A 24515-nucleotide genomic window follows, 5' to 3' on the forward strand; every position below is an offset into this window, starting at 1 on the left:
CTATTTTTACTATACCCGGCAGTATAAGTATTCCAAGCTTCTTTTTGCGAAAGGTCATCCTCCATGTACCGCCATGCCTTGTCCCTCGCTGTGCCGCTGTCCCTGATCACCTTGCTGGCCGCTTGCGGCAATGGCGAAACCGTCGAGGTGCCGGTGCGTCCGGCGATGGTGGTGCATCCCGTCCCTGCGGCGGATGCGGTGGATACCTACCCGGGTGAGGTACGGGCGCGCTACGAGCCGGAGCTGGCTTTCCGCATCGGCGGCAAGATCGCCAAGCGCCTGGTGGATGCCGGTGACCGGGTGCGCAAGGACCAGCCGCTGGCCGAGCTGGACCCGCAGGACGTCAAGCTGCAGCTGGAGGCCGCCCGTGCCCAGGTGCATGCCGCCGAAGCCAATCTCAAGCTGGTGCGCTCCGAGCGTGATCGCTACAAGACCCTGCTGGCGCGCCAACTGATCAGTCAGTCGCAATACGACAATGTGGAGAATCAATACCGCGCCGGCGAAGCTCGGGTTAAGCAGATCCGCGCCGAGTTTGACGTGGCCAGCAACCAGGCCGGCTATGCCGTGCTGCGGGCTTCGCAGGATGGCCTGATTGCGCGGCGGCTGGGCGAGGTCGGTCAGGTGGTTGCGGCGGGGCAGACGGTGTTCACCCTGGCCGCCGATGGCGAGCGCGAGGTGCTGATCAACCTGCCGGAGCAGGCTCTGGAGCGTTTCCGCATCGGTCAGGACGTCAGCATCGAGCTGTGGTCGCAGCCGGACAAGCAGTTCCCCGGCACCATCCGCGAGCTGTCCCAGGCGGCCGACGCGCAGTCGCGTACCTTTGCTGCGCGGGTGACGTTCAGCGATGCCAAGGTCAAGGCCGATGTCGGGCAGAGCGCCCGAGTGTCGATCAGAAGCGAAGGCGAGGTGCCGCTATCGGTGCCGATGTCGGCGCTGACGGCCGAGAAGGGCAGCCCCTACGTCTGGGTGGTCGATCCCAAGGAATCCAAGGTGGTGCGTACGCCGGTGCGGGTAGGTGCCTACGGCCAGGAGCGGGTTTCGATTCTGGAAGGGCTGAAGGATAGCGACTGGGTTGTCGCCGCCGGTGTGCAGATGCTGCTCGACGGGCAGAAGGTGCGCCCGGTGGATCGCGACAACCGCATGGTTGCGCTGGCGGGCAAGGAGTAAGCCATGTCCTTCAACCTTTCCGAGTGGGCACTGCGCCACCGCAGCGTGGTGCGCTACTTCATGATCGTGCTGGCGGTGATCGGCGCGCTGTCCTACACCAAGCTGGGCCAGAGCGAAGACCCGCCCTTCACCTTCAAGGCCATGGTGGTGCGCACCGACTGGCCTGGCGCCACCGCCGAGGAAGTTTCGCGGCAGATCACCGAGCGCATCGAGAAGAAGGTGATGGAGACGGGCGACTACCAGTTCGTCATGTCCTACTCGCGGCCCGGCGAGTCGGTGGTCACCTTCATGGCTCGCGACGACATCGTGTCGAAGAACATTCCCGAGCTCTGGTACCAGATTCGCAAGAAGGTCGGCGACATCCGCCACACGCTGCCGCCAGGCATTCGCGGGCCGTTCTTCAACGACGAATTCGGCACCACCTACGGCAACATCTATGCGTTGACTGGCCAGGGCTTCGACTACGCGGTGATGAAGGACTACGCCGACCGCCTGCAGCTGCAGCTGCAGCGAGTCAAGGACGTGGGCAAGGTCGAACTGCTCGGCCTGCAGGACGAGAAGATCTGGATCGAGCTGTCCAACGTCAAGCTGGCCAACCTGGGCCTGCCCCTGGCGGCCGTGCAGCAGGCGCTGGATGAGCAGAACGCGGTGAGCTACTCCGGCTTCTTCGAGTCCGCCACCGATCGCGTGCAGTTGCGCGTGTCCGGGCGCTTCGAGACGGTCGAGCAGATTCGCAATTTCCCCATTCGCATCGGTGAACGCACCATCCATATCGGCGATGTGGCCGAGGTGCATCGCGGTTTCAATGACCCGCCCGCGCCGCGCATGCGTTTCATGGGCGAGGACGCCATCGGCCTGGCCGTGTCGATGAAGGCGGGTGGTGACATCCTGCAGTTGGGCGAGGCGCTCGAGCACGAGTTCGCCCGCCTGCAGAACGACCTGCCGGTGGGCATGGAGCTGCGCAAGGTGTCCGACCAGCCGGCGGCGGTGAAGACCGGCGTGGGCGAATTCATTCAGGTGCTGGTCGAGGCGCTGGTCATCGTACTGCTGGTCAGCTTCTTCTCGCTCGGTCTGCGCACGGGGTTGGTGGTGGCACTCTCCATTCCGCTGGTGCTGGCGATGACCTTTGCCCTGATGAACTACTTCGGCATCGGCCTGCACAAGATTTCCCTCGGCGCCCTGGTGCTGGCGCTCGGCCTGCTGGTGGACGACGCGATCATTGCCGTGGAGATGATGGCGATCAAGATGGAGCAGGGCTACGACAGGTTCCGTGCAGCCAGCTACGCCTGGACCAGCACGGCCTTTCCCATGCTCACCGGCACCCTGATCACTGCCGCCGGCTTCTTGCCCATTGCCACCGCGCAGTCCGGGACCGGCGAGTACACCCGCTCGATCTTCCAGGTGGTGACCATCGCCCTGCTGGTGTCCTGGGTCGCCGCCGTGCTCTTCGTGCCTTATCTGGGCGACCGTCTGCTGCCGGATCTGGCCAAGTTGCATGCCAAGAAACACGGCGGCAGCGCCGAGGGGCATGACCCGTACTCGACCACCTTCTACCAATCCGTACGCGAGGTGGTGGAGTGGTGCGTGCGTCGGCGCAAGACGGTGATCCTGGTGACCATCGGTCTGTTCATCGTTTCCCTTGGGCTGTTCCGCTTCGTGCCGCAGCAGTTCTTCCCCGCCTCCGGGCGCCTGGAGCTGATGGTCGACATCAAGCTCACCGAGGGCTCGTCGCTGAAGGCCACCGAAGAGCAGGCCAAGCGCCTGGAGGCCAAGCTCAAGGACCATCCGGGCATCGACAACTACGTGGCCTATGTCGGTACCGGTTCGCCGCGTTTCTACCTGCCGCTGGATCAGCAGCTGCCGGCCACGCGCTTCTCCCAGTTCGTCATCCTGACCAAGTCCATCAAGGATCGGGAAGAGGTGCGCAGCTGGCTGATCAAGGTGATGAACGAGGACTTCCCGCAGGCCCGTACCCGTATTTCGCGCCTGGAGAACGGCCCGCCCGTGGGCTTCCCGATCCAGTTCCGCGTCAGTGGTGAACACATCAGCGAGGTGCGTGACTACGCCCGTCAGGTGGCGGCCAAGGTGCGCGAGAACCCGCACGTCACCAACGTGCACCTGAATTGGGAAGAGCCGAGCAAGGTGGTCTACCTGAACATCGATCAGGAGCGCGCGCGTGCCTTGGGTATCAGCAGTGCCGACCTGTCGCAGTTCCTGCAGAGCTCGCTGACCGGCTCCAGCGTCAGCCTGTTCCGCGAGGACAACGAACTGATCGAAATCCTCCTGCGAGGCACCGTCCGTGAGCGTCAGGCGCTGGAGCTGCTGCCGAGCCTGGCGGTGCCCACCAGCAGCGGCAAGAACGTGCCGTTGTCGCAGGTGGCGACTCTGGAATATGGCTTCGAGGAAGGCGTGATCTGGCGTCGCGATCGCCTGCCGACCGTCACCGTCTATGGCGATGTCTATGGCGGCGAGCAACCGGCCGGTCTGGTCAAGCAGATCCTGCCGACCCTGGAGCCGATCCGCGCGGCGTTGCCCAGCGGCTACCTGCTGGAAGTCGGTGGCACGGTGGAGGATTCGGCGCGCGGGCAGAAGTCGGTGAACGCCGGTGTGCCGCTGTTCATTCTGGTGGTGCTGACCCTGCTCATGCTGCAGCTCAAGAGCATGTCGCGCACGGCCATGGTGTTCCTCACCGCGCCACTGGGGCTGATTGGCGTGACCCTGTTCCTGCTGATCTTCCAGCAGCCGTTCGGCTTCGTCGCCATGCTTGGCACCATCGCCCTGAGCGGCATGATCATGCGCAACTCGGTGATCCTGGTCGATCAGATCGAGCAGGACATCGCCGCCGGCCAGGACCGCTGGCACGCCATCATCGAGGCTACGGTGCGGCGCTTCCGGCCCATCGTACTGACTGCCCTGGCGGCGGTGCTGGCGATGATCCCGATGTCGCGCAGCGTGTTCTTCGGGCCGATGGCGGTCGCCATCATGGGCGGCCTGATCGTCGCCACGGCGCTGACCCTGCTGTTCCTGCCGGCGCTCTACGCGGCCTGGTTCAGGGTCAAGGAAACGGAAGCGCGCTAAACGCGACGCTAATGAAAAGCCCGGCACTGGTTGCCGGGCTTTTTGTTGGGGGTGGGCTTGTGTGGGATCGACTGGGCGGCAATCGGCTTTAGCTGCGATGAGGCTGCTGCAGAGCATCGCGGCTAAAGCCGCTCACACATGACAATTACTTCAGCCCTCAGAGCGCGCCAAACACCTTCTTGGCCAGGCTGGTGGCGGCGCCGGCCGGGTTCTGGCGAATGCTGGCTTCCTGTTCGGCGATCATCTTGAACAGGCCGTCCAGGGCCTTCTCGGTCACGTAGTCCTCGACCTTGGCGCTCTTGGCGTCGACCACGCCGAAGGCCGCGGCCTGGCCGGCGAAGCTGTTGTATTGCTGCACCAGGCCGACCTTGTCGGTAGCCTGCTTGACGATAGGCAGGAACTTGGCGCGAATCGCCTCGCGGCTGCTCTTGTTCAGGTACTGGGTGGCCGAGTCGTCGCCGCCGGCGAGGATGGCCTTGGCATCGGTGACGGTCATTTTCTTCACCGAGTCGACCAGAATCGCCTGGGCCTGCGGCACGGCTGCTTCGGCGGCCTTGTTCATGCTGGCTTCCAGCTCTTCCACTTCGGCGCCCATGCCCATCATCTTCATGGTCTTCGCGGCTTTGCCCAGCTTGCCGGGCAGCTCGATGCGCACTTCGTCGTTGTTGCTGAAGCCGCCTGGCCGACCGAGTTGCTTGACGGCGAGCTGCGCGCCTTGGGTCAGGGCATCCTTGAGGCCGCCGCTGGCGTCGCTCTGGGTCAGGTCGGCAAGGGACAGGGCGAAGGCGCTGGCCGACAGCAGCAGGCCGGCGGTCAGGGTAGTGAGGCGGAGCATGGCGGACTTCCTTATTGCGGTGTAGTGGAGCGAGCTTAACGGAGTGGTCACCAGGCCCATAGTCTTTTGCGGGCATCTCCCGTTCGTCGGGCGCTGCGGTGTCAGCGGCCGCTCGGGTTCGGGAATGCACTGAGCTTCTATGCTGATCGTGGCGCTACTTCAAACGGACGCGGCCTGGTATTCGGGTTCGAGAGGTAGATTTCTGCCGGGTTGCACCTGGTTGCACCTTTGCTTGAAGGGAGAGTAATCTCCCGCCACGCGTCATGACGCTCCACCAGATAGGAATACCCAGATGGCCACCACCACCCTTGGCGTAAAACTCGACGACGCCACCCGCGACCGCCTGAAACTGGCTGCCCAGTCGCTGGATCGCACCCCTCACTGGCTGATCAAGCAGGCGATCTTCAACTACCTGGAACAGGTCGAAGGTGGCCTGACCCCGGCCGAGCACTCGGGCCTGGCGGCTGCCGCCGGCGAAGAGGCGGTGGAGAATCTGACCGAGCAGGGCCTGCAGGTCTTCCTCGATTTCGCCGAGAGCATCCTGCCGCAATCGGTCCTGCGCGCGGCTATCACCGCCGCTTATCGCCGCCCGGAAACCGAGGCGCTGCCGATGCTGCTGGAGCAGGCTCGTCTGCCGGCCGAGCAAGCCGAGGCGGCCAACAAGATGGCTCTGGGCATTGCCGAGAAGCTGCGCAACCAGAAGAGCGCCGGTGGCCGTCAGGGCCTGGTGCAGGGGCTGCTGCAGGAATTCTCGCTGTCTTCGCAGGAAGGCGTGGCGCTGATGTGCCTGGCCGAGGCGCTGCTGCGCATCCCGGACAAGGCCACCCGTGACGCCCTGATCCGCGACAAGATCGCCAATGGCAACTGGAGTCAGCACCTGGGCCAGAGCTCGTCGATGTTCGTCAACGCCGCCAGCTGGGGTCTGCTGATCACCGGCAAACTGGTGTCGACGCACAATGAAGAAGGCCTGTCCTCTTCGCTCAACCGCCTGATCGGCAAGAGCGGCGAGCCGGTGATCCGCAAGGGCGTGGACATGGCCATGCGCCTGATGGGCGAGCAGTTCGTCACCGGCGAGACCATCGGCGAGGCCCTGGCCAACGCCAGCAACATGGAGGCCAAGGGCTTCCGCTACTCCTACGACATGCTTGGCGAGGCCGCGCTGACCGAGGAAGACGCCAAGCGCTACCTGGCGTCCTATGAACAAGCCATCCACGCCATCGGCAAGGCCTCGCACGGTCGCGGTATCTACGAAGGCCCGGGCATTTCGATCAAGCTGTCCGCCCTGCATCCGCGCTACAGCCGCGCCCAGTACGACCGGGTGATGGACGAGCTGTTCCCGATCCTGCTGAACCTGACCAAGCTGGCCAAGCAGTACGACATCGGCATCAATATCGACGCCGAGGAAGCCGACCGCCTGGAAATCTCCCTCGACCTGCTCGAGCGCCTGTGCTTCGCTCCCGAGCTGGCCGGCTGGAACGGCATCGGCTTCGTCATCCAGGCCTACCAGAAGCGCTGCCCCTATGTGATCGACTTTGTCATCGACCTTGCCAAGCGCAGCCGTCACCGCCTGATGATCCGCCTGGTGAAAGGCGCCTACTGGGACAGCGAGATCAAGCTGGCCCAGGTCAACGGCCTGGAAGGCTACCCGGTCTACACCCGCAAGCCGTACACCGACATTTCCTATGTCGCCTGTGCGCGCAAGCTGCTGGCCGTGCCGGAAGCCATCTACCCGCAGTTCGCCACCCACAACGCGCATTCGCTGTCGGCCATCTACCAGCTGGCCGGGCAGAACTACTACCCGGGCCAGTACGAGTTCCAGTGCCTGCACGGCATGGGCGAGCCGCTGTACGAGCAGGTGGTCGGCTCTGTGAAGGACGGCAAGTACGCGCGTCCGTGCCGCATCTACGCGCCGGTTGGCAGCCACGAAACGCTGCTGGCCTACCTGGTGCGTCGTCTGCTGGAAAACGGCGCCAACACCAGCTTCGTCAACCGCATCGCCGACCACAGCATCTCGCTCAAGGACCTGGTGCTCGACCCGGTACTGCAGGTCGAGCAGATGGCCGCGCAGGAAGGCACCCTCGGTCTGCCGCATCCGCGCATTCCGCTGCCGCGTGATCTGTATGGCGAGGTGCGCCTGAACTCCGAGGGCATCGACCTGGCCAACGAACATCGCCTGGGCTCGCTGTCCTCGGCGCTGCTGTCGTCGACCAACACCGTCTATGTTGCCGGCCCGATCCTCGGCTGCGACACGCCTAACCCGGGCCCGGCCGAGCCGGTGCGCAACCCGGCCGACCACCGCGATGTGGTTGGCCATGTGCATGAGGCCAGCGAGGCCGACGTCAAGAGCGCCATTCTCTGCGCCCTGTCCAGCGGACAGATCTGGCAGTCGACCCAGCCGGCCGAGCGTGCCGCTGTACTGGAGCGCGCTGCCGACCAGATGGAAGGCGAGATGCAGCAACTGATGGGCCTGCTGGTGCGTGAGTCCGGCAAGACCTTCGCCAACGCCATCGCCGAGGTGCGTGAGGCGGTCGACTTCCTCCGTTACTACGCCGCCCAGGCGCGCAGCTTTGGCAACGACAGCCACCGCCCGCTGGGGCCGGTGGTGTGCATCAGCCCGTGGAACTTCCCGCTGGCGATCTTCACCGGTCAGGTCTGCGCCGCGCTGGCCGCCGGTAACACCGTGCTGGCCAAGCCGGCCGAGCAAACTCCGTTGATCGCAGCGCAAGCTGTGCGCATTCTGCTGGAAGCCGGTGTGCCCGGCGGTGCCGTGCAGCTGCTGCCGGGCCGTGGTGAAACGGTCGGTGCGCGCCTGGTGGGTGACGAGCGCGTGCGTGGTGTGATGTTCACCGGTTCCACCGAAGTGGCCGGCATCCTCCAGAGCAACATCGCCGGCCGCCTGGACGCCCAGGGCCGCAGCATTCCGTTGATCGCCGAAACCGGCGGCCTCAACGCCATGATCGTCGACTCCTCGGCGCTCGCCGAGCAGGTGGTGGTCGACGTGGTCAACTCCGCCTTCGACAGCGCCGGTCAGCGTTGCTCGGCCCTGCGCGTGCTGTGCGTGCAGGCCGATGTGGCAGACCGCGTGGTGGAAATGCTCAAGGGCGCCATGGCCGAATATCGCGTCGGTGCGCCGGAGCGCCTGCACACCGACATCGGCCCGGTGATCGATAGCGAGGCCAAGGACAACATCGACAACCACATCGCCAAGCTGCGCGAGAAGGGCCGCAAGGTGTTCCAGTGCGCCCGCTTCGAGGCCGACGAGATCAAGCGCGGCACCTTCGTGGTACCGACCCTGATCGAGCTGGACAGTTTCGACGAGCTCAAGCGCGAGATCTTCGGCCCGGTGCTGCACGTGGTGCGTTACCAGCGCGCCGACCTCGGCAAGCTGCTGCAGCAGATCAACGACAGCGGCTACGGCCTGACCCTCGGCGTGCACACCCGCATCGACGAGACCATCAACCAGGTGGTGAACAGCGCCAAGGTCGGCAACCTCTACGTCAACCGCAACGTGGTTGGCGCCGTGGTCGGCGTGCAGCCGTTCGGTGGCGAAGGCCTGTCCGGCACCGGTCCGAAGGCCGGCGGCCCGCTGTATCTGTACCGCCTGCTGTCGACCCGTCCGCAGGAAGCCGTGGCCCAGCAACTCAAGGGCGACAACGTGCAGGCGCTGGATGTGCCGGCCGAGCTGGCCAAGGCGCGCAGTGCGTTCGCCGAATGGGCGGCCAAGCAGGAGCCGGCCGCAGCTGCCCTGTTCGAGCAGTACCTGGAGCTGACCCAGAGCTACAGCAGCTACCTGCTGACCGGCCCGACCGGCGAGCGCAACAGCTACACCCTGCTGCCGCGCGAGCGTGTGCTGGGCCTGGCCGACGAGCGCAGCGACCTGCTGGCGCAACTGGCCGCGACCCTGGCCGTGGGCAGCCACGCGCTGTGGCTGGAAAGCCAGCGCGCGCTGTACGCCGAGTTGCCGAAAGAGGTGCAGAAGCGCATCGAGCTGGTTGCCGACTGGAGCACGGTCGATGCCGAGTTCGACGCCATCCTGCATCACGGCGATTCCGACCAACTGCGCGAAGTCTGCCAGCTGGCCGCCCAGCGCAAGGGCGCCATCGTCAGCGTGCATGGCCTGAACAAGGGCGAGAGCGACATTCCGCTGGAACGTCTGCTGATCGAGCACGCGCTGTCGGTCAACACCGCGGCAGCCGGCGGCAACGCCAGTCTGATGACCATCGGTTGATGGCCTTGCCCGGTCGCCGCAAGGCGGCCGGGACCCTCAGAAAACATGGCTCTGGAAAGCTGCCTGAAAGCTTTCCCGGGCATGCTTCGCCCGCAAAAGGGCGCCAACGCCTGAAAGGAACAGCATGAACGCACTCTTTCTCGGTTACGGCCGCATGGGTAGTGCCATTGGTGAGGCCTGGCTGGCCGGCAAGCTGGTGGACAGCATCTGTGCCGTCGACCCTTACCTGCAGTCTTCCGCCAGCGCCAGCCTGTACTCCAGCCTGGAGGCGCTGCCGCAGCAGCCGTTCGACCTGATCGTGGTCGCCACCAAGCCCGGTTACGCCTGCGAAGTACTGGCGGCGCTGCCCGACGCTCTGTGCCAGGGCGCCGTCGTGATCTCGGTGGCGGCCGGAGTGACCTGTGCAAGCCTCAGCCACGCCCTGCGCCAGCGCTGCCCAGTGGTGCGGGTGATGCCCAACACGCCGGTGCTGGTCGGCGCCGGCTGCACCGGCATGTTCAGCGCCGATGCGCTGGACGGCGAACGCCGCGAGCAGATCGCCCACCTGTTCGAAGCCGTGGGCAAGGCCTACTGGGTCGAGCAGGAAGGCCTGCTGGACGCCGTTACCGCGCTGTCCGGCAGCGGTCCGGCCTACTACCACCTGTTCAGCGAGGCGCTGGCTGACGCTGGTGTGGCCCTGGGCCTGCCGGTCGAACTGGCCAAGGCCCTCGCCGCGCAGACCGCCTTCGGTGCCGCCTCGCTGCAGGTGCAGCCGCAAGCCGATTTCGTCGAACTGCGTACTGCCGTGACTTCGCCTAACGGCACCACGGCGGCCGCGATTGCCCGCTTCGAACAGGACCAGGCCCTGCGCCAACTGGTCGAAGCAGCAGCCCGGGCGGCCTTTGTCCGCTCCCAGGAGCTCTCCCAGGGCGCCTGACCCGGCCCAGGGCGGCAAGCCCGCGGCCACGCCGGATACACCGCAAGGGGGCTACCCGCCCGGTATCTGGCGCTTCCTACCTTTAGCCGGCTCGTTCGGCACCCGGCCAGGCCACAAGCCCAGCCACCCAGAAAGCCCGGCACATGCCGGGCTTTTGCTTTTGCGTGGGCAGGCTCTGGGCTTGGGCGTGCATCCCGGCGATCTGCCGGCTGTCTGAGTGGGGTTGTCGGCAGTTGTGCTTTTCTTGTCGATAGTTGTACATCTATAGTGTTTGTATAGTTTTTGTGTGTGGATTATCGTTGTGGCTCTGCGCAATCCGGCAGCCATCTCCCCGCATTTCGGCTGTCGGACTTTTTATTCTTGCCCGGGTATCGACCTTGAGGGCGGCTGGCACCGCTCAGCGAGCCAGGGCTTTTGCACCTTGACCGAGAACCGCTGATGCAGACCCGATCGAGTGCTTTGCGATGCTGGCCCGGCCTGATGCTGGCATTGTTTCTGGCCTGCCTTTCCTCGCCCGCGCTGGCCGACTGGCGCAGCGCCATGCCCGATGCGCGCCTGGTCGGCAGCGGCGACTTCCGCTGGTTCGGCTTGCGCGTCTACACGGCACGACTCTGGAGCCCCGTCACGCCGGCAGGTTTCGAGCAGCCATTCGCCCTGGAGCTGATCTACCACCGGTCCATCCAGCGGGAAACGCTGGTGGACGCCAGTCTGGACGAGATGCGTCGCATCGGCGGCCGGCAAGCAGACCAAGCCACGCTTGCCCGCTGGGCAGAGGAGCTGCAGCGAGCCTTTGCCGATGTTGCGCCAGGGCAGCGCATTACCGGTGAGTACCTGCCGGGGCGGGGCTGTCGTTTCTATCTGGATGGCCAGTTGCGCCACGAGATTGCCGACCCGGCACTGGCCAGGGCCTTCTTCGCCATCTGGCTGGGGCCTGGCACACGCAGTCCGGAGCTGCGCCGGGCGCTGCTCGGCCTCAACACGGAGACCTCGCCATGAAACGTAGATTGCTGGCGCTGTTGCTGGCCGGGATGCTGCTCGGTGGCTGCAGCGGGGTCGAGGTCGAGCACTATGCCGATCAACAGCCGCGCCTCGATCTGCCGACCTTCTTCGACGGCCCGGTCGAGGCCTGGGGCATCTTCGAGGACCGCTCCGGCGAGGTGATCAAACGCTTTCATGTGGACATCAACAGTCGCCGTGAAGGCGAGCGGCTGATTCTCGACGAGCGCTTCCTGTACAGCGACGGCACGCGCCAGCGCCGGGTCTGGACCCTGACGCCCGATGGCGACGGGCGCTGGCGTGGCCGCGCCGATGACGTGCTGGGCGAGGCGCAGGGTGAGGTCGCCGGCAACGCCTTGCGCTGGCGCTACCAGCTGAACCTGCCGGTCGACGACACCACCTATGTGGTGAGCTTCGACGACTGGATGTACCTGATGGACGAAGACACCCTGATCAACCGCTCGGCAATGAGCAAATTCGGCGTCGAGCTGGGTCAGGTCACCCTGTTCTTCCGCCGCATTCCCGCCGAACGCAGGCCCTGATGGACTCCCTGGAGGATGGCTATCGGGCGCTGGTGATCGGCGCCGGTGGTGCGCTGGGCGGCGCCTTCTGTCAGCTGCTGCGTGCGGACCCGCGTTGCGCCCAGTTGCTTGAGTTGGGGCGTTCGACCACACCGGCGCTGGATCTGGAAGACCCGCAGAGCATCGCCAGCGCCGCCGCCGAGATCGGCCTGCAGGGGCCGCTGCAGCTGATCCTGCTGGCCACCGGCGTGCTGCACCGCGCGGGCGTCAGTCCCGAGAAGAGCCTGGCGGCCGTGCAGGCCGAGGCGTTGCAGGCGGTGTTCCAGGTCAATGCATTGGGGCCGGCGCTGGTGCTACAGCAGTTCCTGCCGCTGCTGGCACCGCGTGGCGTCATGGCTGTGTTGTCGGCGAAGGTCGGCAGCATTGGCGACAACCGCCTCGGCGGCTGGTACGCCTACCGCGCCTCCAAGGCGGCGCTGAACATGCTGGTCAAGACCGCGGCCATCGAACTGGCCCGCAGCCGGCCGCAGGCCCGGCTGTTCAGCCTGCACCCGGGCACCGTGCTGTCAGCGCTCTCGCAACCCTTTCGCGGCGCTGCCGCAGGTCGTCCGCCACTTCAGGCGGCCGCGCAGCTGCTCAACCTGATCGACCGACTGGACCCCGCCGACAGTGGCGGTTTCTTCGCCTATGACGGCGAGCCTTTACCCTGGTAGGAGATGCGCCATGACCCTCGAAGAACTCAATCAGATGGCCGCCCAAGGGGCCATCAACGAGCTGGAGCTGTGCTCGCTAGAAGGCGGTTTCTATGTGTTGCTCGCCCGTACCGAGGAGGGCACCAAACCGCTGCTCGATGCCTCGGGCGATACCGTGCAGGTGCGCTCGATCACCCACCTGCGTGAGCTGCTGCATTTCACGCCGCCAGTGCCGTGCGTGATGGTGCAGCAGGTGGTGCATGACGAGATGTGCGGCATGCGCGATGGTCCGGTGGAGCCGCTGCGGGTGCCAGTCGGCCTGAGCGAGCCCTGGTAGTGACGCCAGCGCGCAGACTCGGTGTGCTGCTAGGCGACCAGCTGTCGTTCGACCTCAGCCTGTTCGACGCGCTCGACCCGGCGCAGGATGCGCTACTGATGGCCGAGGTGATGGACGAGGCCACCTACGTCGCCCATCACCCGCAGAAGATCGCGCTGATCTTCAGCGCCATGCGCCACTTCGCCCAGGCCCTGGGCGAGCGGGGCTGGCGGGTGATCTACGTGCGCCTGGACGATGCCGGCAACAGCGGCAGCCTGACTGGTGAGCTGCTGCGCTGGGCCGAGCGCCTGGGCGTGGAGCAGGTGCACCTGACCGAGTGCGGCGAATGGCGCTTGCAGGAGGCCTTGAATCAGTGCGGTCGGCCGTTGGTGTGGCACGAGGACCGGCGCTTTCTCTGCTCGCGGCAGCGTTTCGCCGCCTGGGCGAGCGGGCGCCGGCAACTGCGCATGGAAAACTTCTACCGCGACATGCGCAAGCGCACCGGCCTGCTGATGGCGTTCGACGGCAGCCCGGTCGGTGGCACCTGGAACCTCGACGAGGACAATCGCAAGTCGCTGCCCAAGGGGCTACGGGGTCCCTTCGCCGCGCGTTTCGCCACCGATGAGCTGACCCGCGAGGTGCTGCAACTGGTCGAGCAGCGCTTCGCCGGGCATTACGGCAGCCTCGAAGGCTTCGACTACCCGGTGACCCACGCCGAGGCCCAGGCGCTGTGGCAGCACTTTCTCGACTTCGGCCTGGCCGCCTTCGGCGACTATCAGGACGCCATGGCCCAGGGCGAGCCCTATCTGTTCCACGCCCGCATCAGCGCCGCGTTGAACATCGGCCTGCTCGATGTGCGCCAGCTGTGCGCCGATGTCGAGCAGGCCTATCGCGAGGGCAGGGCACCGCTGAACGCGGCCGAGGGTTTCATCCGCCAGCTGATCGGCTGGCGCGAATACGTACGCGGCATCTACTGGCTGCGCATGCCGGAGTACGCCGAGCTGAATGCCTTCGGCAACCGCCGCGCGTTGCCGGAGTTCTACTGGAACGGTGAGACCTCGATGCGCTGCATGGCCCAGGCCATTGGCCAGAGTCTGGAACTGGGCTACGCCCACCATATCCAGCGGCTGATGGTGACCGGCAACTTCGCCCTGCTCGCCGGCATCGCGCCCAAGGCGATCTGCGAGTGGTACCTGGCGATCTACCTGGATGCCTTCGACTGGGTGGAGCTACCCAACACCCTGGGTATGGTCATGCATGCCGACGGCGGCTACCTGGGTTCCAAGCCCTACTGCGCCAGCGGTCGCTATATCCAGCGCATGTCCGACTACTGTGGCGACTGTGCCTATCGGGTCGATCAGGCCGTGGGCGAGCAGGCCTGCCCGTTCAATGCCCTGTACTGGCATTTCCTGCGCCGGCACCGCGACCGCCTGGGTAGCAATCCACGCCTGGCCATGGTCTACCGCAACCTCGAACGCATGGACGAAGACCGGCGCGAGGCCCTGTGGCAGCGTGGCGAGGATCTGCTGGCGCGCCTGGATGCGGGACAGTCGTTATGAAAAAGGCCGATTTGCCGAGCAAGCTCTGCGCGGTCTGCGGCCGACCCTTCAGTTGGCGGCGCAAATGGGCGCGGTGCTGGGAGCAGGTGCGCTACTGCTCGCAGCGCTGTCGCTGCGTGCGTGGAGCCAGGGCGCATGAGGCAACGGATGCGCGAGCAGTGCGTCTCGCGGGTGCCAGTTCTGTCTCCGCACAACGCCCAGCAAGCACCTGAGTGCTTACTGGATAGTCACAACTCTTTCACATCTGGGCATCGCATTGGCCCTGCGCAGTGAACTCGACGCGCTCCCTCGGGTCTGTCTGCTGTCGGCCCGAACGGGGAGGGTGGCATGGCCATTTGCCGCCGTCAGGTAGCGTACCCATCCCGTCGCAGCATTGCGTATGGTCGGCGAGTGTCGTGCCCGTTGCTCGGGTGTTGTGTTCCCGCCAAGTGAAGATTGTCCAATGTCCCGATCCTGCCGTTTTCTCGCCAATTCCTCCTCGTTCCAGCTTCGCGCCCTCTATGCCAGCCTGCTCGGCGGTCTGCTGGCCACCAGCACTCCTGCGTGGGCGGAGGAGTCTGGCGGCAATGCACGCTGGGTCAGCGACAGCCTGAATACCTATGTGCGCAGTGGCCCCACCGATGGCTATCGCATCGTCGGTACGCTCAGTTCTGGGCAGAAGGTCGAACTGCTGCGTAGCCAGGGCGACTACAGCCAGGTACGCGGCGAGAATGGCAGTGCGGTGTGGATTCCCACCCGTGATCTGCAGGAGATGCCCGGCCAGGCCGAGCGTCTGCCGCAACTGGAACAGAAAGTGGCCGATCTCAGCGCCGAGCTGAAAGGCATCGACGACACCTGGAAGACCCGCGTGCAGGGCATGCAGGAGACCCTGGACTCGCGCAAGGCGTTGATCGACGAGCTGCAGGTAGCGCGTACCGCGCTGGACACCCAGCTGAACCAGGCCCAGGCCGAACTGCGCGAAGCCCAGGCGCAACTGGGCGAAGAGCGCCAGCAGGTGCTGATGAGCTACATGGTCTACGGCGGCGGCATCGCCGGCGTCGGGCTGCTTGCCGGCCTGATCCTGCCGACCATGCTGCGGGTGCGGCGCAAGCGCAACGACCAGTGGCTGTAGTGCTCTATCAGCCTGTCAGGCTTTGTTGGATCAATGCCCGGTGCTGCAGGGGCTTGATCCAACAAATGGCCATGGGCCTATGGGTGAGCCTGTGAGTTGATAGCCTTTCGATCCGACTACCAGCCCAGCTGCTTGTTGAAGCCGAGGGCGTCGTAGTAGTCGCCCTGGTAGGCGATCTTGCCGTCCTTGATGCGCACGAAGCTCACGCCTTCGAACGACAGCGGCTTGCCGGTGGCCGGGGTTTCCGCGCCCCAGGCACCGCTGTTGGTGCCGCTGAACTTCCACTGGAAGGCGATGCCGTCGGCGCTGACGATGGGCGCGCTGGTCATCTCCCACTTGAGGTCCGGCACGGCGCCGATGAACACCTTGATCACGTTGTCACGGGCCGCCGCCTTGCCTTCCTGCGGGGTGCCGACGGTGGCGTCGAAGTACACCGCGTCATCGGCCAGGTAAGTGGCCGCCTTGTCGGCGTCATGGGCGTTCCAGGCGGCCATGTAGCCGTCTACGAGCGCCTTGGCGTCATCGGCGGCCTGGGCCAGGCCGGCGAGGGTGCCGAGAGCGAGGAAAGCGATGCTGCGTAGTGCGGTTTTCATTGTTGTTGCTCCAGCTGACTTTCGATTGAGAAACATCGGAGCGATCTGGGCGTCGCGCGCGCCGGCAGGGCTAGGCGGCCTGCACCGAGAAAGCGCAATGTACTGGAGTACATGAGCATTTCGAGGTGCTGGCCAACAACGCCCGGCCAAGTGCGCGGCGTTCAGATCAGTGTTTGAACATCACATGACGGACTGCGGTGTAATCCTCCAGGCCGTACATCGACATGTCCTTGCCGTAGCCGGACTGCTTGACGCCGCCATGCGGCATCTCGCTGACCAGCATGAAGTGGGTGTTGACCCAGGTGCAGCCATACTGCAGGCGCGCCGACAGGCGATGGGCACGGCCTACGTCGCGGGTCCACAGCGAGGAGGCCAGGCCGTATTCGGAGTCGTTGGCCCAGGCCAGCACCTGTGCTTCGTCGTCGAACGCGGTGACCGAGACCACCGGGCCGAACACCTCGCGACGGACGATCTCGTCGTCCTGGCGTGCGCCGGCCAGCACGGTCGGCTCGAAGAAGAAACCGGGGCCGTCGACCGCCTTGCCGCCGGTGACCACCTGGATATGCGGCACGGCCTTGGCCCGCTCGACCATGTCGACCACGCGCTGGCGGTGCTGTTCGGTGATCAGCGGGCCGAGTTCGGTGCCTTCGTCATCCTGCAGGCCGTACTTGATGCTGGCCACGGCTTCGCCGAGTTTGGCCACGAATTTGTCGTAGATGCCCTTCTGCGCGTAGATGCGGCAGGCGGCGGTGCAGTCCTGGCCGGCGTTATAGAAGCCGAAGGTGCGGATGCCCTCGACCGCGGCGTCGATGTCGGCGTCGTCGAAGATGATGACCGGGGCCTTGCCGCCCAGCTCCATGTGCATGCGCTTCACCGTGTCGGCGGTGCTGCTGATGATTGCCGAGCCGGTGGGGATGGAGCCGGTCAGCGAGACCATGCGCACCTTCGGGTGGTTGGTCAGCGGCGCGCCGACGCTCGGGCCACGGCCGAACACGATGTTGACCACGCCGGCGGGGAAGATATCGGCGATCAGCTCGCCCAGGCGCAGGGCGGTCAGCGGGGTCTGCTCGGACGGCTTGAGCACCACGCAGTTGCCGGCGGCCAGGGCCGGGGCCAGCTTCCAGGCGGCCATCATCAGCGGGTAGTTCCACGGCGCGATGGAGGCGACCACGCCGAGCGGGTCGCGGCGGATCATCGAGGTGTGGCCGGGCAGGTATTCACCGGCGGCGGAACCTTGCAGGCAGCGCACGGCGCCGGCGAAGAAGCGGAACACGTCGGCGATGGCTGGCAGTTCGTCGTTCAACGCGGCGCTGTAGGGCTTGCCGCAGTTCTGCGACTCCAGGCGGGCCAGCTCCTCGGCGTTGGCGTCGATGCGCTCGGCCACGGCCAGCAGGGCGGCGGCGCGCTGGCCAGGAGTGGTCTGTGACCAGCCGTCGAAGGCGGCGTCGGCCGCGCGAACGGCGGCATCGACCTGCTCGGCGCTGGCCTCGGTAATCTCCACCAGGGTGCTGCCCAGAGAGGGGTTGAGCACGGGTTGGGCGGCGCCCAGGCCGGCGACCAGTTCGCCGTTGATCAGCAGTTTGGTTTGCATCACGTAAACCTCGTCATTCAGGTGTCGGTGTTGAGATATGGGTCGGCCCCGTGGGAGCGGCTGAAGCCGCTCCCACATGGCGAAGTTATTTCCCGCCGCTACCGGCAACGCCTTCGCCACCCTTGGTCAGGTAGTAGGCGCCGAGGATCGGGATCATGGTCACCAGCATCACCAGCATGGCCACCACGTTGGTGACCGGTACATCGCGCGGGCGCGACAGCTGGTTGAGCAGCCAGATCGGCAGGGTCTTCTCGTGGCCGGCGGTGAAGGTGGTGACGATGATCTCGTCGAACGACAGGGCGAAGGCCAGCATGCCGCCGGCCAGCAGGGCCGAGCCGAGGTTGGGCAGGATCACGTAGCGGAAGGTCTGCCAGCCGTCGGCGCCGAGGTCCATGCTGGCCTCGATCAGGCTGTAGCTGGTGCGGCGGAAGCGGGCGATGACGTTGTTGTAGACGATCACCACGCAGAAGGTGGCGTGGCCGATGACGATGGTCAGCAGGCCCGGTTCGATGCCGAAGGTCTTGAACGCCGCCAGCAGGGCGATACCGGTGATGATGCCAGGCAGGGCGATCGGCAGGATCAGCATCATCGACACGCTTTCCTTGCCGAAGAAGTCCCGGCGCCACAGTGCGGCCGCGGCCAGGGTGCCCAGGCACATGGCAATCAGCGTGGCCACCGACGCCACTTTCAGCGACAGCTTGATCGCTTCGAGCACGTCGGCGCGGGCGAAGGCAACGCTGAACCAGTGCAGGGTCAGCCCTTGCGGCGGGAAGCTGAAGCCGGCGCTTTCGCTGTTGAAGGCGTAGAGGAAGATGATGAAGATCGGGAAGTGCAGGAACACCAGTCCGCCCCAGGCGGCGGCCTTCAGACCCCAGGACGCTTTCTCAGAGTGCATCGAAGGCCCCCAGACGTTTGACGATGGACAGGTAGATAGCGATCAGCACGATCGGCACCAGGGTGAAGGCGGCGGCCATGGGCATGTTGCCGATGGCGCCCTGCTGCGAATACACCATGGTGCCGATGAAGAAGCCGGGCGGCCCCACCAGCTGCGGCACGATGTAGTCGCCCAGGGTCAGGCTGAAGGTGAAGATCGAGCCGGCGGCGATACCCGGGATCGACAGCGGCAGTACCACCTGCCAGAAGGTTTGTGCCGGGTGCGCGCCGAGGTCGGCTGAGGCTTGCAGCAGTGACGGCGGCAGGCGCTCCAGCGAGGCCTGGATCGGCAGGATCATGAACGGTAGCCAGATGTAGACGAACACCAGGAAGCGCCCCAGGTGCGAGGTCGACAGGGTGTTGCCGCCAACTGCCGGTACCTGCAGCAGCAGGTTGAGCAGCCATTCCAGGTGCAGTGCCTGAAGGAACCAGATGGCCACGCCGCCCTTGGCCAGGAGCAGGGTCCAGGCGTAGGCCTTGACGATGTAGCTGGCCCACATCGGCAGCATCACCGCGATGTAGAAGAACGCCTTGGTCTTGCCGCTGGTGTAGCGCGCCATGTAGTAGGCGATGGGGAAGGCGATCAGCGCGCTGGCCAGTGACACGGCGATGGCCATGCTCAGGGTGCGCAGGATGATGTCGAAGTTGGCGGCCTGGAACAGCGCTGCGAAGTTGCCCAGCGTGAGGTCCGGGGTGACCGTCATGCTGAAGTCGTCGAAGGTGTAGAAGCCCTGCCACAGCAGGGTCAGCAGCGAACCCAGGTAGATCACGCCGAACCACAGCAGCGGCGGCACCAGCAGCAGCGAGAGGTACAGGGTGGGCTTGCGGTAGAGCAGGCCGGAGAGGCGCCGCAGTGGCCCGTCCGTGCGGGTTTCGAGGGTCAGGGTGCTCATCTCAGGCCTCCTGGCGCAGGCCGACCATGGCCGCCCGCGACCAGCGCACGCGAACCTGCTGGCCGGGCTGCAGCGCCACTTCGGCCTGGTCCCACTGGCTGTTGGCCTGGCTCACCGAGAAGATCTGGCCGTTGTCCAGCTGCAACTCGTAGCGGGTCGCCGCGCCGAGGTACTGGATATCGAACAGCGCGCCGCTGAGTTCGATCTCGTCGCTGCCGAGCGCGCTGCCGTTGGCCAGGCGCGCATGCTCCGGGCGGATCGAGAACGGACGGCTGTCGCCGGTAAGCTGGCGGGCGAGGTCACCCTTGAGCACGTTGCTGGTGCCGACGAATTCGGCGACGAAGGCGGTGGCCGGCTGCATGTACAGGTTGCGCGGGGTATCGACCTGCTCGATGCGGCCCTTGTTGAACACCGCCACGCGGTCGGACATGGACAGCGCCTCGCCCTGGTCATGGGTGACGAAGATGAAGGTGATGCCGAGCTGGCGCTGCAGCTTCTTTAGCTCGCCCTGCATCTGCTCGCGCAGCTTCAGGTCCAGCGCGCCGAGCGGTTCGTCGAGCAGCAGTACCCGTGGGCGATTGACCAGGGCGCGGGCCAGGGCCACGCGCTGGCGCTGGCCACCGGACATCTCCGCAGGTTTGCGCTTGCCGAAACCGGCCAGGGCGACCATGGCCAGCGCTTCCTCGGCGCGGCCCAGACGCTCGGTCTTGCCCACGCCCTTGACCTTGAGGCCGTAGGCGACGTTCTCCAGCACGCTCATGTGCGGGAACAGCGCGTAGTCCTGGAACACCGTGTTGACGTCGCGCTGGTAGGGCGGCAGGCCGGCGGCTTCCTCGCCGTGGATGCGGATCGAGCCGGCGCTGGGTTGTTCGAAGCCGGCGATCAGGCGCAGGCAGGTGGTCTTGCCCGAGCCCGAGGGGCCGAGCATGGAGAAGAATTCGCCTTCCTGGATGTCGATGGACACCCGGTCGACGGCCTTGACCTCGCCGAACACGCGGGAGACATCGGTAAATTGCACAGCAAAAGTCATTTCAAACGCTCCAGGAAGAAAGCCATCCACCACCGTCAGTCCCGTCAGGGTTTGCCGACACGAGCCGGGAGCGCCGGTGGTGGATGTACAGCGGTGAAACCAATGGCTTGGAATGAGAGGCTGGAAAACTGGTAGCCAGCCGCCGTTCAGATCGGCCCGGGGAGAGGCTTCTTCCTGGGCAGCGTTGAAGCAGCGCTGAGCGAGCGGTTCGTGGGCAAGGCGTCCCGCAGCACGAAGCGAGACATACCGCCGGGTAGGCGAGCTTCGTGCGAGGACACAACGCCGCCCACGGACCGCGCAGCCAGCGCGGCCTCCTTATCTACCGCCCATGATGGCGATGTAGTCCTGGGTCCAGCGGCTGTAGGGCACGTACTTGCCACCCTCGGCCTGCGGGGTTTTCCAGAAGGCGATCTTGTCGAAGTTTTCGAAGCCGTTGGTTTTGCAGCCTTCGGCACCGAGCAGTTCGTTGCCCTGGCAGGCGCTGGGCACGGCCGGTACGGAGCCGAACCAGGCGGCCAGATCACCCTGCAGCTTGGGCTGCAGCGACCAGTCCATCCACTTGTAGGCGCACACCGGGTGCTTGGCTTCGGCGTGCAGCATGGTGGTGTCGGCCCAGCCGGTGGCGCCTTCGCTCGGCACGGTGGAGGCGATCGGCTGCTTCTCCAGTTGCAGGGCGTTGACCTGGTACGGCCAGGCCGCAGAGGCGACCACGCCTTCGTTCTTGAAGTCGTTCATCTGCACGGTGACGTCGTGCCAGTAGCGGTGCACCAGTTCATGCTGCTTGCGCAGCAGTTCGAGTGCCGCGCCGTACTGCTCCTCGTTGAGCAGGTAGGGGTCGGTGATGCCCAGTTCCGGCTGGTGCGCCTTCAGGTAGAGGGCAGCGTCGGCAATGTAGATCGGGCCATCGTAGGCCTGCACGCGGCCCTTGTTGCTCTTGCCGTCGGCCAGGTCCTGCTGCTCGAACAGTACCTTCCAGCTGGTCGGCGCTTCCTTGAACACGTTGGTGTTGTACATCAGCACGTTCGGGCCCCACTGGTAGGGCGTGCCGTAGTGCTGGCCGGCAACCGTGTGCCAGGGTGCGTCCTTGAGGCGGTCATCGACGCTCTTCCAGCTGGGGATCAGGTCGACATTGACCGGCTGCACGCGCTTGCCGGCGATCAGGCGCAGCGAGGCGTCGCCGGAGGCGGTGACCAGGTCATAGCCGCCCTTGGCCATCAGGCTGACCATTTCGTCGGAGGTGGCGGCGGTCTTGACGTTGACCTGGCAGCCGGTGTCCTTCTCGAACTGGGTGACCCAGTCGTAGGCCTTGTCGGTTTCGCCGCGCTCGATGTAGCCGGGCCAGGCGATGATGTCGAGCTGGCCTTCGGCCTTGCCCAGGGATTTGAGTGGCTCTGCTGCCTGGACGGCGCCAGTGGCGAGCAGGGCGGTGGTCAGTGCACTGAGCACTGCGATTTTCTGCGCGGACATCGTGTTTCCCTCTTCTTATGGGCTGTTATGGGGGCAGCTAAATGTCGGCGAAACCTCTGCCGAACCTTGTTGTTACTCTAGTTGTTGTCCGTGGCGCGCCATGATGTGGCGCACCACGCTGTAGTCCTGTAACGAGTCACTGGATAGGTCCTTGCCGTAGCCGGAGCGCTTGAGGCCGCCGTGTGGCATCTCGCTGGCCAACATGAAATGGGTGTTGATCCAGGTGCAGCCGTACTGCAGGCGGCCCGCCAGCTGGAAGGCCTTGTCCAGGTTCTGCGTCCACACCGAGCTGGCCAGGCCGTACTCGGAGTCGTTGGCCCAGTCCAGTGCCTGGTCGAGCCCGTCGAAACGGGTGACGGTGACCACCGGGCCGAACACTTCGCGCTGGACGATCTCGTCGTGCTGCTTGCAGCCGGCCAGCAGGGTCGGCTGGTAATAGAAACCGGGGCCGGAATGCACGGCGGCGCCGGTGACCCGCTCGATATGCGGCTGGCCGAGGGCGCGCTCGACGAAGCTGGCCACGCGGTCGCGCTGGCGCGCGCTGATCAGCGGGCCGATCTCGTTGTCGCCATCTTTCTTGCGGGCGAAGCGGATGCTCGCCACGGCGTCGCCCAACTCCGCCACCAGGCGATCATGGATGCCGGCCTGGGCGTAGATGCGGCAGGCGGCGGTACAGTCCTGCCCGGCGTTGTAGTAGCCATGGGTGCGGATGCCCTGCACCACGGCATCGAGGTCGGCGTCGTTGCAGACGATCACCGGCGCCTTGCCGCCCAGTTCCAGGTGCGTGCGCTTGAGAGTGCGGGCGGCGCTTTGCAGGATCTTCTGCCCGGTGACGATATCGCCGGTCAGCGACACCATGCGCACCTTGGGGTGGCCGACCAGGCTGCTGCCGATGCCTTCGCCGCCGCCACAGACGATGTTGAGCACACCGGCCGGGAGAATCTCGGCCAGCGCCGGGGCCAGAGCCAGGATCGACAGCGGAGTGTGTTCGGAGGGCTTGAACACCATGCAGTTGCCGGCGGCCAGGGCCGGGGCGATCTTCCAGGCCGCCATCATCAACGGGTAGTTCCACGGCGCGATGGAGGCCACGACACCGACCGGGTCGCGCCGCACCATGCTGGTGTGGCCGGGCAGGTATTCACCGGCCAGCTGACCCTGCTGGCAGCGCACGGCACCGGCGAAGAAGCGGAACACATCGGCACAGGCCGGAATGTCGTCCTGGCGTGCCAGGTGCAGCGGCTTGCCGCAGTTGAGCGCTTCCAGGGCGGCGAGCTGTTCGGTGTTGCTCTCGATGGCATCGGCGATCGCCAGCAGGGCGCTGGCGCGTTGTGCCGGGGTGGTGCGTGCCCAGGTGGGAAAAGCCCGGTGGGCGGCCTGCACGGCGGCCTCGAGCTGGTCCAGCGAGGCATCGGCAATTTGGCACAGGCTTTCGCCCGTGGCCGGGTTGAGGATGGCTTCGGCGGCACCTTCCCCGGCGACCAGTTGGCCGTCGATCAGCAATGCGCTGTGCAGGGTTGGGATGCTCATCTTCGCCTTTCTTCTATTGTTCGCGACGGCTGGCATGGCGGCTCCACTTGAGTTGGGCGCCGCGCTCGTGAGTCTTGGAGGCTAGAGCGCGGTCGGGTCTTCTACAAATTCTAAATACTGAAAGCAGCGTTCGATTAAATCGAAACCTTGCGGGCGTTCGGCTGTTCGCGGGCCAGAGTCAGGAAGGGATCGACCAGTGCCGGTCGCGCCGTGCCCCGGCGCCAGGCCAGGCCGACGTCCAGTGGCTCGCCCAGATCCACCAGCGGCCGGGCCTCGATGATGTCGCCTTCCAGCGACCAGGGGCGGTAGGTCATGTCCGGCTGGATCGACACGCCCAGGCCAGCGGCGACCAGGCTGCGCACGGCTTCCACCGAGGCAGTGCGCAAGGTGACGTTGGGGTTGAGGCCGGCGCGGCTCCAGATGCGCTGGGTGTGCAGGCCCATTTCGTCGGCGTTGAGCTGGATCAGAGGCTCGCCGGCGACATCGGCCAGGCTGATGCTGTCGCGTTCCAGCAGCGGGTGGCGGGCCGGCAACCACAGGCGGTGCGGCGAGTGGGTCAGTACTTCGGTCTGCAGGGCGTGGCGGTCCTCCAGGTTGGACAGGATCAGCACCCCGACGTCGATCTCGCCGGCCACCAGCAGATGCTCGATGTAGGGGCGCTCGTCCTCGACCACGCGGGTCTGCACGTTGGGGTAGGCGCGCTGAAAGCGGGTGATCAGGTCGGCCAGGTAGTAGCCGGCGACCAGGCTGGTCACGCCGATGGTCAGCTGGCCGGCGACCTGGTCGGTGCTCTGCTGCAGGCTGCGCTTGGCGTTCTCCACGGTGGCCAGGATCAGGTGCGCCTGGCGCAGGAACTGGTGGCCCTGGTGCGTCAGGCTCATGCCCTTGGCGTGGCGGTTGAACAGGCTGACGCCGATCTCTTCCTCCAGCTGCTGGATGGCCAGGGTCAGGGTCGACTGAGAAATGAATACCGCCTGGGCGGCGGCGGAGATGGAGCCGGTCTCGGCAACGGCGATGAAGTGGCGGATCTGACGCAGGGTCATCATGGCTGGGCATCCCAAA

General features: G+C 65.7%; 20 protein-coding genes. 11 read left to right on the forward strand and 9 right to left on the reverse strand.

Going from position 1 to position 24515, the window contains the following annotated elements:
- Positions 1-63 precede the first annotated feature (63 nt).
- Both AYB31_RS14090 and AYB31_RS14095 read left to right on the forward strand, forming a co-directional pair.
- Positions 64-1167 carry an efflux RND transporter periplasmic adaptor subunit gene (locus tag AYB31_RS14090; protein WP_068829326.1) on the forward strand — a complete coding sequence of 368 codons (1104 nt, stop codon included), beginning with the start codon at positions 64-66 and terminating at the stop codon, positions 1165-1167.
- Between the two features lie 3 nt (positions 1168-1170).
- Entirely contained in the window at positions 1171-4245 is a 3075-nt protein-coding gene (locus AYB31_RS14095) for an efflux RND transporter permease subunit (protein WP_068829327.1), read from the forward strand.
- 157 nt (positions 4246-4402) lie between these two features.
- On the opposite strand, the gene AYB31_RS14100 is transcribed toward AYB31_RS14095, so the two are convergent.
- Positions 4403-5080, reverse strand: coding sequence for a DUF4197 domain-containing protein (locus AYB31_RS14100; protein ID WP_068829328.1), 678 nt, complete (start codon positions 5078-5080; stop codon positions 4403-4405).
- A 292-nt stretch (positions 5081-5372) separates the two neighbouring features.
- Between AYB31_RS14100 and putA the strand changes: the two genes are divergently transcribed.
- The 9 genes from putA to AYB31_RS14140 all read left to right on the forward strand — a co-directional run bounded on the left by putA (position 5373) and on the right by AYB31_RS14140 (position 15419).
- Complete coding sequence (gene putA, locus AYB31_RS14105) at positions 5373-9308, forward strand: trifunctional transcriptional regulator/proline dehydrogenase/L-glutamate gamma-semialdehyde dehydrogenase (RefSeq protein ID WP_068829329.1); 3936 nt, start codon at positions 5373-5375, stop codon at positions 9306-9308.
- A gap of 124 nt (positions 9309-9432) precedes the next feature.
- A complete protein-coding gene (gene proC, locus AYB31_RS14110; protein WP_068829330.1) occupies positions 9433-10224 on the forward strand; it encodes a pyrroline-5-carboxylate reductase in 792 nt (263 codons plus the stop codon).
- A 480-nt stretch (positions 10225-10704) separates the two neighbouring features.
- The gene (locus AYB31_RS14115) at positions 10705-11220 is read left to right on the forward strand and encodes a chalcone isomerase family protein (protein ID WP_236715558.1); all 516 of its coding nucleotides are present in this window, start codon (positions 10705-10707) and stop codon (positions 11218-11220) included.
- Positions 11217-11762: a DUF3833 domain-containing protein gene (locus tag AYB31_RS14120; protein ID WP_068829332.1), complete on the forward strand. Its 546-nt coding sequence runs from the start codon at positions 11217-11219 to the stop codon at positions 11760-11762. Before AYB31_RS14115 ends, AYB31_RS14120 begins: the two co-directional genes overlap by 4 nt.
- The gene (locus AYB31_RS14125) at positions 11762-12454 is read left to right on the forward strand and encodes an SDR family oxidoreductase (protein WP_068829333.1); all 693 of its coding nucleotides are present in this window, start codon (positions 11762-11764) and stop codon (positions 12452-12454) included. Before AYB31_RS14120 ends, AYB31_RS14125 begins: the two co-directional genes overlap by 1 nt.
- Positions 12455-12464: 10 nt before the next feature.
- Complete coding sequence (locus AYB31_RS14130; protein ID WP_068829334.1) at positions 12465-12770, forward strand: DUF6482 family protein; 306 nt, start codon at positions 12465-12467, stop codon at positions 12768-12770.
- A gap of 23 nt (positions 12771-12793) precedes the next feature.
- Positions 12794-14308, forward strand: a complete 1515-nt coding sequence (locus AYB31_RS14135; protein WP_236715559.1) for a cryptochrome/photolyase family protein — start codon at positions 12794-12796, stop codon at positions 14306-14308.
- Positions 14305-14520 carry a DUF2256 domain-containing protein gene (locus AYB31_RS21180; RefSeq protein ID WP_082805308.1) on the forward strand — a complete coding sequence of 72 codons (216 nt, stop codon included), beginning with the start codon at positions 14305-14307 and terminating at the stop codon, positions 14518-14520. The genes AYB31_RS14135 and AYB31_RS21180 overlap by 4 nt, the downstream gene beginning before the upstream one ends.
- A gap of 230 nt (positions 14521-14750) precedes the next feature.
- The gene (locus AYB31_RS14140; protein ID WP_068829336.1) at positions 14751-15419 is read left to right on the forward strand and encodes a TIGR04211 family SH3 domain-containing protein; all 669 of its coding nucleotides are present in this window, start codon (positions 14751-14753) and stop codon (positions 15417-15419) included.
- A gap of 116 nt (positions 15420-15535) precedes the next feature.
- On the opposite strand, the gene AYB31_RS14145 is transcribed toward AYB31_RS14140, so the two are convergent.
- The 8 genes from AYB31_RS14145 to AYB31_RS14180 all read right to left on the reverse strand — a co-directional run bounded on the left by AYB31_RS14145 (position 15536) and on the right by AYB31_RS14180 (position 24499).
- Positions 15536-16012: an ester cyclase gene (locus AYB31_RS14145; RefSeq protein ID WP_068829337.1), complete on the reverse strand. Its 477-nt coding sequence runs from the start codon at positions 16010-16012 to the stop codon at positions 15536-15538.
- Positions 16013-16178: 166 nt separating this feature from the next.
- On the reverse strand, positions 16179-17603 hold the full coding sequence (locus tag AYB31_RS14150) for a gamma-aminobutyraldehyde dehydrogenase (protein WP_068829338.1): 1425 nt from the start codon (positions 17601-17603) through the stop codon (positions 16179-16181).
- An 85-nt stretch (positions 17604-17688) separates the two neighbouring features.
- The gene (locus AYB31_RS14155; RefSeq protein ID WP_068829339.1) at positions 17689-18498 is read right to left on the reverse strand and encodes an ABC transporter permease; all 810 of its coding nucleotides are present in this window, start codon (positions 18496-18498) and stop codon (positions 17689-17691) included.
- Positions 18488-19429 carry an ABC transporter permease gene (locus AYB31_RS14160; protein WP_068829340.1) on the reverse strand — a complete coding sequence of 314 codons (942 nt, stop codon included), beginning with the start codon at positions 19427-19429 and terminating at the stop codon, positions 18488-18490. Before AYB31_RS14160 ends, AYB31_RS14155 begins: the two co-directional genes overlap by 11 nt.
- Before the next feature lies 1 nt (position 19430).
- Positions 19431-20459, reverse strand: coding sequence for an ABC transporter ATP-binding protein (locus tag AYB31_RS14165; RefSeq protein WP_068829341.1), 1029 nt, complete (start codon positions 20457-20459; stop codon positions 19431-19433).
- 315 nt (positions 20460-20774) lie between these two features.
- On the reverse strand, positions 20775-21926 hold the full coding sequence (gene ydcS / locus AYB31_RS14170; protein WP_068829342.1) for a putative ABC transporter substrate-binding protein YdcS: 1152 nt from the start codon (positions 21924-21926) through the stop codon (positions 20775-20777).
- A gap of 72 nt (positions 21927-21998) precedes the next feature.
- A complete protein-coding gene (locus AYB31_RS14175; protein ID WP_153020721.1) occupies positions 21999-23453 on the reverse strand; it encodes a gamma-aminobutyraldehyde dehydrogenase in 1455 nt (484 codons plus the stop codon).
- 134 nt (positions 23454-23587) lie between these two features.
- A complete protein-coding gene (locus AYB31_RS14180) occupies positions 23588-24499 on the reverse strand; it encodes a LysR family transcriptional regulator (protein WP_068829344.1) in 912 nt (303 codons plus the stop codon).
- Positions 24500-24515: the final 16 nt, after the last annotated feature.

It is taken from the genome of Pseudomonas sp. BMS12 (genome assembly GCF_001592875.1).
In the GTDB taxonomy this organism is placed as follows: domain Bacteria; phylum Pseudomonadota; class Gammaproteobacteria; order Pseudomonadales; family Pseudomonadaceae; genus Aquipseudomonas.